We start from the raw sequence: 16381 nt of genomic DNA on the forward strand, positions 1-16381 counted from the left end.
ACCGTTGTGGCTTGTCAAAATGTTCTTCGCTACACGGTACAGATGAATACAGGAAGTTTATCCCTTGCGCAACAGGGTATCGAGTATATCGATTTGCTCGGCCCAATCTGCATCTTGTGACTTGGCTTCGTCTAAGAATTGGCGTTGGCTCGTTGTCCAAAATGTTGCCGTTAGCAAATTGTCATCGTCTGACAAACCGTGCTCTTCGATAAATTTGCGAATATCAGCAGCGTCTGATGACAGACCTAATTGCTGAAATAGGTGTTCTAAATCGTGTTCGAATACTTCCATTGGCAATGCTCTTTCTGATGTTTTTAGAAAGTATAGAAGCTGGATGAGCAAGCTGTCCTTACCTCTTGTGAGAGATCTCTTACAAGCGAGTAGGATTATCCTGTTTTATTCCAAGTAATTCTCTCTGGTGTTTATTTTTAATCATTATTTTTCATGCAGTTAAGTAATCCCCTTGAGTGTTTGATTTAAAGTGAGAGATCGATCATTCATTCATGGCTTGTGCATAAATGTGGTTCGCGTAATCTTTGCGGTGTCGGAAGGATACTGACATACGGAACAGGAACTAACACCACGGACTTGGTTAGCTCAGGATGAGCAGGTAGCGCAAGGATTGTGTTACTAGCAAGGAATGCGGCATTAGGGACAAGGATGGAACGTAGCAGTAAATAGGATATTTGCTGGTCAGGGAGACACTTAGGACAACCCAGGATGGGGGCTTAAGGAATCACTTCAGGATGAAGTAAAGGACACCCTCAGGAAGAGGATGAGAATCGAGACAGGATGACTCGACGGGTCAAGGTAAGACTGAAGGACACCTCCAGGACGGAGAGATAAGGATAGAGCTGAAGGATTCAGCCACTGATCATGGAATGATGCAGGGAGCACATTCGTAGCAGGATAGCTGCAAGTAAGACCTCAAGGGCACGACGAAAGTCGTGCCCGTTCTTTTTTCTGCGTTTTTTATTTCCTCGGTTTTGCCATTCAAGCCAGTCTTTTTCTTCTCTTCTCTTCTCTTCTCTTCTCTTCTCTTCTCTTCTCTTCTTGAATACGCATACGATAACCTCAACGGTATATCTCTAATATATATGTTAAAAAACCTGAAATATGGCTGCATAAGAGCAACGTTTTAGCGTAAAGCACTGCATATGGTGATAGAGACTTGAAAATACAGAATGTAATGTTTGTGGCAAACGCTCACTGGCTTGTGAGATATCTCTTACACGGGTGTGGGATTCTACTGTTTTCAGTGTGGAATACTGGAAATTAAAAAATATAAAAACATTTAAAAACAATTGGTTATGAATTTTTGTTTAATGTCGATCTCAAAGTGTGAGTTCAATCACTTTGAGGTTGGTTGTTTTGAAACTTGGTTCGCGTAATCTTTGCGGTGTCGGAAGGATACTGACATACGGAACAGGAACTAACACCACGGACTTGGTTAGCTCAGGATGAGCAGGTAGCGCACGGATTGTGTTACTAGCAAGGAATGCGGCATTAGGGACAAGGATGGAACGTAGCAGTAAATAGGATATTTGCTGGTCAGGAAGACACTTAGGACAACCCAGGATGGGGGCTTAAGGAATCACTTCAGGATGAAGTAAAGGACACCCTCAGGACGAGGACGAGAATCGAGACAAGATGACTCGACGGGTCAAGGTAAGACCAAAGGACACCTCCAGGACGGAGAGATAAGGATACAGCTGAAGGATTCAGCCACTGATCATGGAATGATGCAGGGAGCACATTCGTAGCAGGATAGCTGCAAGTAAGACCTCAGGGCGCGACGAAAGTCGCGCCCGTTCTTTTTTCCGCGACAAATAGATTTTTGCATTTACTTTTTGTGTTTAAAAAATAGTCCCAAAAAACAAGGGTGTTAGTGAGAGACAACATCTTGTGTCACTAACAGGTACTTCCAGTAAGCGCTTACTCTTCTTGAATGGGATATGCTGGCATGTACACGTCTTGTAAGCGCATTCCCCGCATTGTGGCATAGCCCTGATAGCAATCGATGCCATTCACAGAAAACTCAAAATAATAGCGAGTTTGTATGTTAAGCGGGCCCTTTGGCCAGCCAAAACGATGGCTTCCTCGGGCAATGGAGATCAGCTGCACCTCTATTTGCTGGCACCGACGCTGAATAAATTGTTTTGCCAACTCACTTTGACGGCGCTGCTGCCAGAATAAACTGGCAGCAATAGCAATCACAATTATCCAGATTAAATCTGCGATCATGAAGAAGCCTTAACACGTTGCTGTAACTGCTGAACTGCGCTCATTAGTGCCTCTGATGCGCTGCCATGAAGCAAAGACAACACGTGCGGACGAAGCGTTGGGATCATCACCAGATCAGCGACCATTTGTTGGAAGAAAGCTTGGTCGTCTTGCTCGGCAACGGCGATAAGAAAAACGTCTAAAAGAAGTTCATCAGTGAGTGATTGCCAGCAGCGACCCGCTATCGCAATCAACATTTCGCGGTGTCTAAGAGCCGGAATCGCTAATAACTTCTCAAGCAGTGCGCGTCTTGTTTCAGCTGGTGCGCCAGCTAAGGCTCGAACGTGAGCCGCCAGTAAAAACAGATCGGCTTCTTCTGCGTCCAACATTTCATTGATGCGCTCTTCGATTCGCGACGCTAGAGCGTTCGGGATCTCACAGTGTTCTAAACACCCCAGCAATGCGTATTTGGGCGTGGTCGGCATGCTGCTAATGGCTTTGCGAATTCTCGTTGCATTGTTATGGCGATCCATTCTTGCACAAAGATCGGCTAGACCTTGTAGGCCAACACCTTGCCATTTATCCCAACCTAGCTCGCCGGACGTGTAGTGCTGCGCATGGTCGTAATATTGACTGGCAGGTTGTTGCAACCGATCAGTCAGAAATGCATGGAACATGGCTTTTTTGTCATCTTGTGGCTTAAACGTGTATGGATTAGCCGCCAGTTTTTCTTGCTCTTCTTCGGTAGGATTTTGGTCGAGACGCGACCCCATCGCTGAAGCAACGTATTGGATGAAATCACCAAGTGCCGCTTGCTTAAGCAGCCCTCGCTCATCGAGTGGCATCTTCAAAAACCAAACCCAAGGGGCTTGATTAGGTTGCCAGAAGGCGATGCCCATTTGCGCGTGTTGTTGGGCGGGGTAGGGATAAGCCACTCGGTTTTCTTCGATGGCGATAAAATCCTTTTTGCTAATTTCAGCGACACGTCGGCTTAGATCGAAAGCGACAAATTCACAATTCGCCTGAGTAAAAATGGTGTGGAGAGAAAGCGTATTTTCCATGATAACTTCTAAATTTACTTGCCGTCGTTGGCGGAGAGCGAAAGGCGAACAGTATACCAACCATCCCAATGAAACGGGGCTGGAAAGGTAACAGGCATTTTCACTGCGTGTTATGAATAATGATATGCTAGCGCCATATTGAAATTTCAACCCATGCAGCTAAAGAAGAGAACAATTCTATGAGCAAACACCAAGAAGTTGGGGAGCTACTCGCACAGTTGCAGCAAGCGCTTGAGCACCATGGGCATTGGCAAGAAACGTCGCCTTCACCTGAAGCTTTAGGGAGCAAAGAACCTTTTGCTATTGATACCCTGACATGTACGGAATGGTTGCAATGGATCTTCATCCCAAAAATGTGGTTCCTAACGGCGCATATGCACCCGCTTCCGGTTTCGTTTTCCATTTCGCCTTATGTGGAAGAGGCGCTTCAAGGTGTTAAAGGGCACGCTGACATTACGCGAGTATCTCAAGACATTGATACCCTTTTTCAAACTCCTTCTCAGTGATACCTAAGTAAGATGCAAACCGAATTAGAAATACTATATCGTGATGAATGGCTGATTGCCGTTAATAAGCCGTCTGGCATGCTGGTACATCGTTCTTGGTTAGACAAGGGAGAAACCCGTTTTGTGATGCAAACGCTGCGTGACCAAATTGGGCAGCATGTGTATCCATTGCATCGTTTGGATCGTCCAACGTCCGGTGTTTTGCTGTTTGCTTTGTCTTCTGAGATGGCATCACAAATGATGCCTAAATTTGCAGGGCGAGACATTCACAAAACCTATCATGCGATTGTAAGAGGGTGGATCAAGGAAGGTGCGACGCTCGATTATCCCTTAAAGGAAGAACTGGATAAAATTGCTGACAAGAAAGCCACCAAAGAGCCTGAAGCCAAAGAAGCCATTACGGAATATGAACCGCTCGCGTATGCGGAGTTACCGATCCCGATGGGACGTTATCAAAGTTGTCGATACACGTTGGTGGAGATGAAACCGCATACGGGTAGAAAGCACCAATTGCGTCGGCATATGCACCATCTGAGCCACCATATTGTTGGGGATGTGAATCATGGTGATGGTAGACATAACCGATTATTCCGTGACGAATTTGAGTGTCATCAACTCCTTCTTCATGCATCACGCACGCAGTTTTCTCATCCTGTCACGGGAGAGGCGATCTTGATAGAAGCACAGGTCGATGCGGTTTGGCGACGAGTATTGGAAGGGCTGGGTTGGGACAGAGAGCTCTAAGAGCATAAAGCAGGACCTAGGATCCTAGGTCCTTTATTTTTATAACTTTTCTAGATCTGATTCGATCTCAGCGATCTTGCTGGCAACGACTTTCTCTAAGTGACGAAGATCTCGCAGGATTTTTTTCTTGGTATCCTGTTCGCCTTGCTCTTTTCTTACGATTTTATCGAGTTCATCAACAACGAGAGAAAGGCTACGGTTAATTTCTGTGACTTCGCGGAAGCGGCCACTTCCACTGTCGACCACGACGTTTTTACGTTGACGTGGGTATTTGAATTTCACACTTTTGGCGAACAGTTCGCCTTTTGCTTTGTGAAAGTAAATCTTCAGTGTGTCAGAGTTTGCCTCTTGACGAAGGGTATAGCGCTCTATGTTTTCTGGATGTTCAATACCGATATTCTGTAGATTCTGATACATAACTGCCTCTTTGCATACACACTGAATATGAGTTTATCTTTTCACTAGGTTCACTTTAGCAGCACCTTTAAAGCACACCCAATAGCACGACTGATCAATGTCTGAGACTTGTGGTTGAGATCGCCTAAAATGCTGAATGTGAGAGTAAATCCAGTTTCTTTCACCGCTAACTCGCATCATTAATCGCATCAAACAATGCTTCTCGCAATGCTTGCTGCGCGTCTTCAGTCAGTGATTGTCTCTCACCATCTGTGACAATGAAAAAGTCTTCTGCTCGTTCACCAATGGTTGTGATTTTTGCCGCCTGTAACGAGACGTTTTGACGAGCAAGTACAGCGCCAACACGCGCCAGAAGCCCCGGTGTATCAAGGGCAACGAGTTCTAGTAAGGTGCGCCTGCCAGTTCGCGTTGGTAAAAACGTGACTTGGGTTTTTACATTGAAAGCCATGAGCTTTCGTGGTGCGCGACGCACTGGGATCGTAATGGCACCGTCTTGCATTAATGCGTTTGTGACGCCCTCACGGATTTTTTCATGCCGATCCAAGGAAATTGCATCGTTGTTGGCATCAAGTACCATAAAGGTATCTAGCGCAAAACCATCTTTACTGGTCATGATTTGTGCGTCTTGAACACTGAGGTTTTTCTTGTCCAAGGAAGCAACAACGCGGGCAAACAGGCTTGCCTTGTCTTGGCTGTAGACAAATATTTCTGTTCCACCACGGGTCGCATTCTTGCTAACTAGTACCAAAGGTTCATCGGTACTGTGATTCAATATGTGCTCGCTATGCCATGCGATTTGTTTGTGTGTGTGGCGCAAGAAATAATCCGCTTTGAATCGCTGCCAAAGCAGTTCAATGTCACGTGGAGTATGACCATGTTTACGTAGCAACGCTGAAGCAAGGTGTTGATTGTGGCGAATACGTTCACGCATATCCGGTGGGTTTTCAAGTCCACGACGAAGCGCTTTTTGCGTTGAGTAGTATAACTCTGCAAGCAGTGTGCGTTTCCAACTGTTCCACAATTCTGGGTTGGTGGCGTTGATGTCGGCGACGGTTAAGCAGATGAGGTAATCGAGTCGCTCTTCGTCTCGTACCTTCTGTGCAAATTCAGTAATAACTTCTGGATCGTAGATGTCGCGACGTTGTGCGGTGACTGACATAAGCAGGTGATTGCCGACTAACCAGCTGACCAAGTTGGCCTCTGGACGCGAAAAATCATGCTCAATACAAAATGCGTAGGCCTCTTCGGCCCCAATGACAGAATGATCACCACCGCGTCCCTTACCAATATCGTGGAACATTGCGGCGAGCAGAAGGAGTTCTGGCTTGGCGAGGCGAGGGTAAACATCACAACAAATCGGGTGCTTATCGCGATTCTCTTCTTGAGAGTAGCTGTTGATGTGTTTTAAGAGGCGTATGGTGTGCTCATCAACCGTATATGCGTGGAAAAGATCAAACTGCATTTGACCAACAATTTGACTCCATTGCGGCAAATAGGCTGATAACACACCGTGCTTGTGCATGAGCGAAAAGGCTTTGTGCAGTGCATTGGGGTGGCGCGTCAGGTCAATGAACTTTTCTTTGGCTTCGGGAATATCACACAAAAAGCGATTAAGGCGACGACGCGCTGTACGTAATTGACGAAGCGTGGGGGCTGAGATGGACTCTATCGATTTGTCGTTGGCAATGTGCAAAAACATATCAATGATGGTTTCAGGCCTTGCTTGGAAGAGGGCTGGCTTACGCGCTTCAATCTGTCTGCCTCGTCGCTGAAAGTCATCACTGAGTACTTCTATTTTTTTGCTGTTAGGTTCATCCTGTATGGCGATTTCGAACAAACGGATGAGCATTTTGTTTAGTTCCGAGACGCGCCCAAGCGTTCGGTAGAAATCTTTCATCATTAGCTCAATGCCACGATTACCATCACCTTTATAACTGAGAGTTTCCGCGACAGAGGGTTGGTGTGAAAACGTTAGGCGATTGTCGTAACGGCGAAGCTCAAGGTGCAGAGCAAATCGAATGCGCCACAGCATGGTTTGGCATTCATCCAGTTCGCGAAATTCAGCGTCCGTTAAGAAACCATATTTGCTCATCTCGCGCAGGCTTGTCGCGCCAAAGTGACGGCGAGCTATCCAACTGAGTGTATGGATGTCGCGAAGTCCACCAGGACTTGATTTAATATCGGGTTCTAAGTTGTAAGCGGTATCGTGATAACGAGCGTGACGCTCTTTCTGCTCTTTGACTTTTGCATCAAAAAACTTGGCGCTTGGCCAAAATTGCTCAGAATGTATTTGCGTTTTTAGCTCATGATAAATACGTTCGCCACCGCACAACAGCCGCGCTTCTTGTAAGTTAGTGGCAACTGTCAGGTCGTCTAAACCTACGTCGATGCATTCTTTCAGTGTTCGCACAGCATGCCCCACTTCGAGCTTGAGATCCCAAAGTAAAGTGACAAATTCACTGATGCGCCTCTGATAATCTTTATCAATACCCCCTTCACTGAGTATCAATAAATCAATGTCTGATAGCGGGTGCAGTTCCCTGCGACCGTATCCACCTACGGCGACAAGCGCAAGGTTAGGATGTCGATGAAAGTTGAAGTGTTGCCACAGCCGAGCGAGGAGGTCGTCAAAATAATCTGAGCGTTGATAGACCAGATCATTCACCGATACGTTGTTCAAAAACGCGGTTTTTTGGCTTTCACCAAAAAGCACCAGCTGGTTTTTAAGTTCAACTAGGTTGAGTTGCTCATCAGTAAGCTCGTTTGGGGCGCACAAAACGTCGTTCATTTTCTTCCTTGAATCTTGCCAAAATAAAAAGTCGGCACGAAGGCCGACTTTTTTAAAATTTACGCATTATTTAGTATTCGAGGCAGCTTTTCATCGCTGCGCAGAGTCAAGATTTCACATCCAGTCTCTGTCACTAAAATGGTGTGCTCCCATTGTGCCGATTTTTTCTTATCAGCGGTGTAAACCGTCCAGCCATCATTGTCGTCCAATTCAGTGTTGAATTTTCCGGCGTTAATCATAGGCTCGATGGTGAAACACATACCTGCTTTGATTTGTGTGCGGTCACTGTTTTTGTAGTGCACCACTTGCGGCTCTTCATGAAACTCTGCGCCAATGCCATGGCCACAGTAATCTTTCACGATTGAGTATCGCTTCGGGCGATTTTTGATGAATTTTTGGATCTCTGTACCCAGATCACCAATACGAGCACCTGGTTTTACTTTTTTAAGCGCTTGGTAAAGGCTTTCCTGAGCGACATGACAAAGTGCTTTGTCTTCGGCAGAAACGTCACCAACAAGGAACATTTTTGACGTGTCACCATGGTAACCATCTTTGATCACTGTGATATCAATATTGATGATGTCGCCATCTTTCAGTACATCGCCTTCGCTTGGAATGCCGTGACAAACAACGTGATTGATTGACGTACAAATTGACTTAGGAAAGCCGTGATAATTGAGCGGCGCAGGGATCGCGCTTTGCGTTTCAGTGATGTATTTGTGGCAAATGTCATCCAACTCTTTCGTTGAAACGCCGACTTGTACATGCGGCTCGATCATCTCTAGCACGTCAGCAGCAAGGCGACCAGCCTCGCGCATTTTTTCGATTTCTTCAGCTGATTTTATCGTGGCGCTCATTGCTTTCTCTCAGTTGGCTCCCTTCTAAAACACGAGGGAGGAATGGAATGCTATCGCTACATATTATCAATCGCATCGCCTTGTGGAAACCTTACTCTCAAGCAGAGGTGCTTTTTTATGCTGGATTATAGGGTGCTTTTCATGGTATAAAGCGCGCCGAAATACGCCATCTTGGTTAATCTGAATTTCAGGTTCTATGCTGGTGGTTTCACTAAATACAATTTAACTAACTCACACACATATCGACACATGCTCCGGGGTGCCCTTTACGGGTCGGATGTATGGGATATGTGGAGGCCTAACCCCGAGAGGAATTATAATGGCTACTGTTTCAATGCGCGACATGCTTAAAGCTGGTGTTCACTTTGGTCACCAAACCCGTTACTGGAACCCTAAGATGAAGCCATTCATCTTTGGTGCACGTAACAAGGTTCATATCATTAACCTAGAAAAAACTGTACCAATGTTCAACAAAGTACTTGGCGAACTGACTAAAGTTGGTGAGCGTAAAGGTAAAGTACTTTTCGTTGGTACTAAGCGTGCCGCTAGCGAATCTGTTAAAGCAGCAGCTGAAAGCTGTGATCAGTACTACGTGAACAACCGTTGGTTGGGCGGTATGCTGACTAACTGGAAAACTGTTCGCCAGTCAATCAAACGTCTTAAAGAGCTAGAAGTACAATCTACTGATGGTACTTTCGAGAAGCTGACTAAGAAAGAAGCTCTGATGCGCACCCGTGAGATGGAAAAACTTGAAAAATCTCTGGGCGGTATCAAGAACATGGCTGGTCTTCCAGACGCTCTGTTCGTAATCGATGCTGATCACGAGCACATTGCTATTAAAGAAGCAAACAACCTGGGTATTCCAGTGTACGCGGTAGTTGATACCAACTCTGACCCAGATGGCGTTGATTTCGTTATCCCAGGTAACGACGATGCAATCCGCGCAGTTCAACTGTACCTGAACGCTGCTGCACAGTCTTACACTGAAGGCCGTAGCCAGGACATCGTAGCTCAAGCTGAAGACGAGCTAGTTGAAGTCGCTGAGTAATACAATTGCTCCTTGTGAGCGTTCTTAGCCATCAGGCTGTCATGAACGGCACTGTAAGCTAAGTAGGTTAGCAGGGGCCCATATTAGGCCCCTGATTTTTACCCAAAAGTTTCGAATCGAGGAATGAACAATGGCAACTGTTACCGCTGCCCTGGTTAAAGAACTGCGTGAGCGTACTGGCGCAGGTATGATGGAATGTAAAAAGGCGCTTGTAGAAGCAAACGCTGACATCGAACTAGCAATCGAAAACATGCGCAAAAGTGGCGCTGCGAAAGCTGCTAAGAAAGCAGGTAACATCGCAGCCGAAGGCGCTATCATCATCAAAGATGCTGATGGTGTTGCAGTATTGGTTGAAGTTAACTGCCAAACTGACTTCGTTGCTAAAGATGGTAACTTCTCTGCATTCGCTAACGAAGTTGCTGAAGCAGCCCTAGCGTCTAAAGCGACTGTTGAAGAACTGCAAGCGCAATTCGAAGAAGCACGTATCGCTCTAGTGACTAAGATCGGTGAGAACATCTCTATCCGTCGTGTTCAATACGTTCAAGGCGCATCTATTGCTTCTTACCGTCACGGCGAGCGCATTGGTGTTGTTGTTGCTGGTGAAGGCGACGCAGAAGTTCTTAAGCACGTAGCTATGCACGTTGCTGCTTCTAAGCCAGAATTCGTTACTCCAGAAGACGTACCAGCTGACGTTGTTGCTAAAGAGCAACAAATCCAAGTTGAAATCGCGATGAACGAAGGCAAGCCTCAAGAAATCGCTGAGAAAATGGTTGTTGGCCGCATGAAGAAATTCACCGGCGAAGTTTCTCTAACTGGTCAACCATTCATCATGGAACCTAAGAAATCTGTTGGCGAATTCTTGAAAGAGAAAGGCGCGTCAGTTTCTAGCTTTGTTCGCCTAGAAGTAGGTGAAGGTATCGAAAAAGCTTCTGGCATGAGCTTCGCTGAAGAAGTTGCTGCTGCTCAGAAAGGTTAATCCTTTCTAGAGAACCCAAAAGACCGCAGAATCCTGCGGTCTTTTTACAATCCCATCCGTATAAGTAAGTGCCTAAAGGTCGTGAGCATGACTACAAACCCAAAACCAGCTTATCAACGAATTTTGCTTAAATTGAGCGGCGAAGCGCTGCAAGGAAAAGAAGGCTTCGGTATTGACCCAGCCGTTCTGGACCGCATGGCGCAAGAAATTAAAGAACTTGTTGAGCTTGGCGTACAAGTTGGCTTGGTTATCGGCGGTGGTAACCTATTCCGTGGTGCAGGTCTTGCAGAAGCGGGTATGAACAGGGTTGTGGGCGACCACATGGGTATGCTAGCAACCGTGATGAACGGTCTGGCAATGCGTGATGCGTTGCACCGTGCCTATGTGAACGCGCGGGTAATGTCTGCAATCCCTTTGCAGGGCGTGTGTGACAGCTACAACTGGGCTGAAGCCATTAGCCAGCTTCGCAATGGTCGCGTGGTGATTTTCTCTGCAGGTACCGGTAACCCATTCTTCACCACTGACTCAGCTGCGTGTTTACGCGGTATTGAAATCGAGTCAGACATCGTGATTAAAGCTACAAAGGTTGATGGTGTGTTCACTGATGACCCAGCGAAAAACCCTGATGCGGAGCTTTACAGCCACCTGACTTACCAAGACGTGCTGGAAAAAGAACTGAAAGTGATGGACTTAGCTGCCTTTACTTTGGCACGTGATCACAAGATGCCGATGCGTGTATTTAACATGAATAAGCCAGGTGCTTTGCGCCGAGTTGTGATGGGTGAGCAAGAAGGCACACTAATTAATAACGGTTAATCTAATTTAATGGCATAATCCGTGAATTAGAAAAAGAATTTTCAAGGATACTCTCGTGATCAATGAAATTAACGCAGATGCGAAAGAACGCATGCAGAAAAGCGTTGAAGCGCTGAAGAATACTCTGTCTAAAATCCGTACAGGTCGTGCACACCCTGCACTTCTCGATGGTCTGTCTGTCGAATACTACGGTGCACCGACCCCTCTGAAGCAACTAGCTTCTATCGTTGCTGAAGACTCACGCACACTTGCTATCACTGTTTTCGATCGCTCAATATCGCAAGCTGTTGAAAAAGCAATCATGAGCTCAAGTTTGGGCTTGAACCCAATGTCTGCAGGTGCAGTCATTCGCGTTCCATTACCACCATTAACGGAAGAGCGTCGTCGCGACCTCGTTAAGATCGTTCGTGGTGAAGCTGAAGGCGGTCGCGTTGCAGTACGTAATATTCGTCGTGATGCGAACAGTGATTTGAAAGGTCTTCTAAAAGAGAAAGACATTTCTGAAGATGATGAGCGTCGTGGTCAAGACGACATTCAAAAGCTGACAGACGCAGCAGTAAAAGATATTGACGCGATTCTTGAAGCGAAAGAAAAAGAGTTGATGGAAGTCTAATTCCGGCTACACTCTGATTCCATTGCCAAAGCGCTGTGCTAGCAGTACAGCGCTTTTTATTTGCGAAGGATAATGATGAGCTCCCAATCCTCCTGTCTAGAGATAGATCCTAGCCTGCTTCCAAAACACATTGCCGTCATTATGGACGGAAATGGCCGTTGGGCAAAAGCGCGCGGTAAAGCCCGAATGTTTGGGCATAAGGCCGGTGTTGATGCAGTTCGAAAAACGGTTTCTACTGCCAATCGCCTAGGTATACAAGTACTAACCCTGTTTGCGTTCAGCAGTGAAAACTGGCGTCGTCCTGAAGAAGAAGTCAGCCTATTGATGGAGCTTTTTGTCACGGTTTTAGGACGTGAAGTAAAACGCCTTCACAAAAATGGTGTACGGCTCAAGGTAATCGGCGATAAGTCGCGATTTAGTCAGTCGTTACAAGATAAGATTGCATCGGCAGAAGCGATGACTGCGAACAACCGCGGACTCACTTTGAACGTGGCCGCTAACTACGGCGGACAATGGGATATATTACAAGCAGTTCAAAAATTGGCGGGTCAAGTTGAGCGGGGAGAGATTCCACCGCAACAGTTGACCGAAGCCGATATTCAAGCACATCTAACAACAGCGTTTATGCCTGATGTTGATTTGATGATTCGAACCAGTGGAGAGTGCCGCATCAGTAACTTTATGTTGTGGCAGGCAGCTTATGCAGAGCTGTATTTTACTGAACAGTTTTGGCCCGACTTCGATGAGACTAGTCTTACCGAAGCCATTGCTTGGTTTATCAACCGTGAGCGCCGTTTTGGCTGCACCGGTGAACAAATTAAGGCCATGTTACAAGTAGAAAAATAGAGGGTTTCGTTTGCTGAAACAACGTGTCTTAACGGCTTCTGTGTTAGCGCCATTAGTTATCGCAGGTATCTTCTTTTTGCCGTTCCAACTTTTTATCATTGCCGTGGCTGGTGTTACCCTGCTTGGTCAATGGGAATGGACTAAATTTGTCGCAACGTCTTCTCGTCTGGGGGCTTTTTTCGTGCCCGCAGCGGTGCTTCTTAGCTCGGCGTTTTTATTGCCACTGTCAGAATTAGGAATGAATTTATCCACCTTCAATGCAGGCGCGATTGCGTTAATCGGTGCACTGTGGTGGTTAGTGGCAACCGGTATGGTTTTGAAGTACCCCAAAGCAACAGGGTGGTGGGCTAACAGTGTACCGTTACAACAGGTTTTTGGCGTATTAACGCTGATCCCCTTTCTGTGGAGTGTACTGTTACTTCGTGCTTATCACTATGAGCTTGACCCTTTTCTCGGTGCCAAATTGGTATTGACCGTTTGTCTGCTCGTTTGGGCTGCGGATACGGGGGCATATTTTTCAGGTAAGCGCTTTGGAAAACGTAAAATGGCACCCTCTGTTAGCCCGAATAAAACCGTTGAGGGTCTTATTGGTGGTTTGATAGCCTCGGTTGCCGTCACTCTTGTTGCGGCGAACTACTTTTCGATTCCATTTTCTTCACTTCCTATGCTTGGCGTCGTCGCCTTGGTGACATCATTTGCCTCCGTACTAGGTGATCTTGCTGAAAGCATGTTTAAACGAGTGGCTGGCGTGAAAGACAGTGGCAGTATTCTCCCCGGTCACGGTGGAATACTGGATAGAATCGACAGCCTAACTGCTGCCTTTCCTGTTTTCACTGTATTGTATTTCTGGTTGGCTTAAATCATTCACCGGCTCTCAGCCGGTGAATCGCCTTTCTACCAGACGAAACAATGATTAGAGTGTTCTATGCGTAATTTAACGATTCTTGGTGCAACTGGTTCAATTGGAACGAGCACGCTCGCCGTAGTTGAAAAAAATCCTTCAGCGTACCGTGTGTTTGCGCTTTCCGCGAATGCCAATGTCAACGAAATGCTTCTACTATGTTTGAAGTGGAGCCCTAAGTTTGCGGCAATGGCAGATGAGAGCGCAGCAAAGTCTTTGCGCTTGGCGTTAGTGAATCAAGGGTCGAAAACAGAAGTATTAAGCGGCATCGAAGGTTTATGTGCGATTGCTGCGCATGACGAGGTCGATACCGTGATGGCTGCCGTTGTTGGCGCAGCAGGCTTGATGCCTACCATGGCGGCCGTTAAAGCGGGTAAGCGTATTTTACTTGCGAACAAAGAAGCCTTGGTCATGTCAGGTCAGTTTTTCATTGACGCAGTGCATCAGTATGGTGCGGAACTACTGCCAGTCGACAGTGAACACAATGCGATTTTTCAGTGTCTTCCTTCTTCCATTCAAGCGAAACCAGGTATTTGCGATTTGGCGTCTGAAGGTGTCAGTAAGATTTTGCTGACAGGCTCAGGTGGCCCATTCCGTTACACCGATATTGATGTTTTGGCGTCGGTTACCCCAGCACAAGCAATTGCTCATCCTAATTGGTCGATGGGACCCAAAATCTCAGTAGATTCCGCCACTATGATGAATAAAGGGCTGGAGTATATTGAAGCGCGTTGGCTGTTTAATGCTAAACGAGAACAGCTTGATGTGATTATTCATCCGCAGTCGGTGATTCATTCTATGGTCCAGTATCGCGATGGTTCTGTATTGGCACAGATGGGTCATCCAGATATGTGTACGCCGATAGCGTATGCTATGGCCTACCCTAATCGAATTGATGCAGGTGTGAAGCCGCTCGACTTTAGTGAAGTCGGGGAGTTTACCTTTTTGAAACCCGATTTTGATCGTTATCCTTGCCTGAAACTTGCCATTGAGGCGTGTTACGTTGGCCAAGCCGCCACCACCTCACTAAATGCGGCGAACGAAGTAGCAGTCGAAGCATTTCTAGGTGGCAAGATTGGATTTATGCAGATTGCCGAGATTAATGATGCTGTGCTACAACGTGCTGAGCTGGTGGAGCCATCAAGCATGGAATGTTTACTTGAAATTGATACTAAGGCGCGTGAAATGGCACAAGACTGTATGACGGGGTTCACTCGATGAGCGGTATTCTTTGGAATTTACTCTTTTTCATCGTTGCGCTCGGTATCTTGGTTGCTGTGCATGAGTACGGGCACTTTTGGGTCGCTCGCCGATGTGGCGTGAAAGTGGAACGTTTCTCTATTGGCTTTGGTAAGGCGATTTGGCAACGAGTCGGCAAAGATGGCACTGAGTACACCATAGCAATGATACCGCTTGGCGGTTATGTCAAAATGCTCGATGAGCGTGTTGACGATGTGCCACCCGAACAAAAAGACATGGCATTTAATAATCGCCCATTGTGGCAACGCAGTGCTATCGTGGCTGCGGGGCCTTTTGCTAATTTCATATTTGCCATCGTGGCCTATTGGCTGGTCATGGTCATGGGCGTACCTGCAATAAAGCCTGTGATTGGTGAGGTAGCTCCCCAATCTATTGCTGCGCAGGCCGGATTAGAGAGCGGCATGGAACTTACTGCCGTATCTGGTATCCAAACGCCTGATTGGGAGTCTGTTAACTTACAGCTCATTTCGCACATTGGTGATGACGAAATGACGTTGTCGGTGATGCCAAATTCGAGCGCAGGTTACACTGTCGATAAATCGCTGGATTTGGCGACTTGGTCTTATGACCCAGAGTCTCAATCAGCGTTGCGTACATTAGGATTAACGCCTTATTCACCAGAGATCACCAACGTGATCGCACAGGTTGTTGAAGGAAGTGCTGCAGAGCAGGCGGGGTTACAAGTTGGTGACAAACTCGTCTCTGTTGATGGTGAGCCTGTTGATGATTGGAATGTGGTCGTCAATGTTGTCCGAGCTCATCCAGATTCAGTACTGCCTATTGCGATTAACCGAGATGGACGCGATATGATGCTTTCACTTACTCCGAATAGTCGCGAGCAAGGGGATAAGCAAGTGGGTTACGCAGGTTTCGCCCCACAAGTTGGAGAGTGGCCTGAAACGTACCGTTTTACATTGCAGTATGGCCCATTGGAAGCCATTCCTGCCGCCATGGATAAAACGTGGCAGGTGGTGGTGCTGACTGCACAAATGATCAAAAAGTTATTCACGGGCGATGTGGCAGTGAAAAACTTGAGTGGCCCTATTTCAATCGCCAAAGGTGCAGGGATGACCGCAGACTTCGGTCTGGTATATTTTCTCGGTTTTCTCGCGCTGATTAGCGTGAATTTAGGCATTATAAATCTGTTACCGTTACCGGTTCTTGATGGCGGACACCTGTTGTTTTTTGGTGTCGAAGCCATAACACGCCGCCCCGTTTCTGAACGTGTGCAGGATATGGGATATCGGGTTGGTTCAGCCATTATCGTAGTACTGATGGCCGTGGCGTTATTTAACGATTTTGCCCGACTATAAATCAGCGTTTAG

Annotated in this window: 16 protein-coding genes; 10 read left to right on the forward strand and 6 right to left on the reverse strand. The window is 46.7% G+C overall.

The window, feature by feature from the left end:
• Positions 1-57: 57 nt before the first annotated feature.
• The 3 genes from LRP50_RS19050 to LRP50_RS19060 all read right to left on the reverse strand — a co-directional run bounded on the left by LRP50_RS19050 (position 58) and on the right by LRP50_RS19060 (position 3284).
• Entirely contained in the window at positions 58-291 is a 234-nt protein-coding gene (locus LRP50_RS19050; protein ID WP_274166038.1) for a DUF2789 family protein, read from the reverse strand.
• A 1644-nt stretch (positions 292-1935) separates the two neighbouring features.
• Positions 1936-2244, reverse strand: a complete 309-nt coding sequence (locus LRP50_RS19055) for a DUF3301 domain-containing protein (protein WP_274166039.1) — start codon at positions 2242-2244, stop codon at positions 1936-1938.
• Entirely contained in the window at positions 2241-3284 is a 1044-nt protein-coding gene (locus LRP50_RS19060) for a DUF3549 family protein (protein WP_274166040.1), read from the reverse strand. Before LRP50_RS19060 ends, LRP50_RS19055 begins: the two co-directional genes overlap by 4 nt.
• A gap of 179 nt (positions 3285-3463) precedes the next feature.
• Here LRP50_RS19060 and LRP50_RS19065 point away from each other — a divergent pair, with 179 nt between their 5' ends.
• Together LRP50_RS19065 and truC are read left to right on the forward strand one after the other, a co-directional pair.
• Positions 3464-3790 (forward strand): YqcC family protein, encoded by a 327-nt coding sequence (locus LRP50_RS19065; protein WP_274166041.1) that lies wholly within the window; start codon positions 3464-3466, stop codon positions 3788-3790.
• A 12-nt stretch (positions 3791-3802) separates the two neighbouring features.
• A complete protein-coding gene (gene truC / locus LRP50_RS19070; RefSeq protein WP_274166042.1) occupies positions 3803-4534 on the forward strand; it encodes a tRNA pseudouridine(65) synthase TruC in 732 nt (243 codons plus the stop codon).
• A gap of 39 nt (positions 4535-4573) precedes the next feature.
• Here truC and LRP50_RS19075 read toward each other — a convergent pair whose 3' ends face one another.
• The 3 genes from LRP50_RS19075 to map all read right to left on the reverse strand — a co-directional run bounded on the left by LRP50_RS19075 (position 4574) and on the right by map (position 8596).
• Complete coding sequence (locus LRP50_RS19075) at positions 4574-4951, reverse strand: DUF3461 family protein (protein ID WP_274166043.1); 378 nt, start codon at positions 4949-4951, stop codon at positions 4574-4576.
• Between the two features lie 166 nt (positions 4952-5117).
• A complete protein-coding gene (gene glnD / locus LRP50_RS19080) occupies positions 5118-7739 on the reverse strand; it encodes a bifunctional uridylyltransferase/uridylyl-removing protein GlnD (RefSeq protein ID WP_274166044.1) in 2622 nt (873 codons plus the stop codon).
• A gap of 59 nt (positions 7740-7798) precedes the next feature.
• Positions 7799-8596, reverse strand: coding sequence for a type I methionyl aminopeptidase (map, locus tag LRP50_RS19085; protein WP_274166045.1), 798 nt, complete (start codon positions 8594-8596; stop codon positions 7799-7801).
• A 319-nt stretch (positions 8597-8915) separates the two neighbouring features.
• On the opposite strand from map, the gene rpsB reads away from it, so the two are divergent.
• From rpsB to rseP, 8 genes are all read left to right on the forward strand, one after another.
• Positions 8916-9644: a 30S ribosomal protein S2 gene (gene rpsB / locus LRP50_RS19090; RefSeq protein ID WP_028024348.1), complete on the forward strand. Its 729-nt coding sequence runs from the start codon at positions 8916-8918 to the stop codon at positions 9642-9644.
• 130 nt (positions 9645-9774) lie between these two features.
• Complete coding sequence (gene tsf / locus LRP50_RS19095; protein ID WP_274166046.1) at positions 9775-10620, forward strand: translation elongation factor Ts; 846 nt, start codon at positions 9775-9777, stop codon at positions 10618-10620.
• An 87-nt stretch (positions 10621-10707) separates the two neighbouring features.
• Positions 10708-11436, forward strand: a complete 729-nt coding sequence (gene pyrH / locus LRP50_RS19100) for a UMP kinase (protein ID WP_016958018.1) — start codon at positions 10708-10710, stop codon at positions 11434-11436.
• A 55-nt stretch (positions 11437-11491) separates the two neighbouring features.
• Positions 11492-12049: a ribosome recycling factor gene (gene frr / locus LRP50_RS19105; RefSeq protein ID WP_028024345.1), complete on the forward strand. Its 558-nt coding sequence runs from the start codon at positions 11492-11494 to the stop codon at positions 12047-12049.
• Positions 12050-12124: 75 nt separating this feature from the next.
• The gene (locus LRP50_RS19110; RefSeq protein WP_274166047.1) at positions 12125-12895 is read left to right on the forward strand and encodes an isoprenyl transferase; all 771 of its coding nucleotides are present in this window, start codon (positions 12125-12127) and stop codon (positions 12893-12895) included.
• A 10-nt stretch (positions 12896-12905) separates the two neighbouring features.
• A complete protein-coding gene (locus LRP50_RS19115; RefSeq protein WP_274166048.1) occupies positions 12906-13754 on the forward strand; it encodes a phosphatidate cytidylyltransferase in 849 nt (282 codons plus the stop codon).
• 66 nt (positions 13755-13820) lie between these two features.
• On the forward strand, positions 13821-15017 hold the full coding sequence (gene ispC / locus LRP50_RS19120; RefSeq protein WP_274166049.1) for a 1-deoxy-D-xylulose-5-phosphate reductoisomerase: 1197 nt from the start codon (positions 13821-13823) through the stop codon (positions 15015-15017).
• The gene (gene rseP / locus LRP50_RS19125) at positions 15014-16369 is read left to right on the forward strand and encodes a sigma E protease regulator RseP (protein ID WP_274166050.1); all 1356 of its coding nucleotides are present in this window, start codon (positions 15014-15016) and stop codon (positions 16367-16369) included. Before ispC ends, rseP begins: the two co-directional genes overlap by 4 nt.
• Positions 16370-16381 lie beyond the last annotated feature (12 nt).

It is taken from the genome of Enterovibrio gelatinilyticus, assembly GCF_028683095.1.
GTDB classification, from domain to species: Bacteria; Pseudomonadota; Gammaproteobacteria; order Enterobacterales; family Vibrionaceae; genus Enterovibrio; species Enterovibrio gelatinilyticus.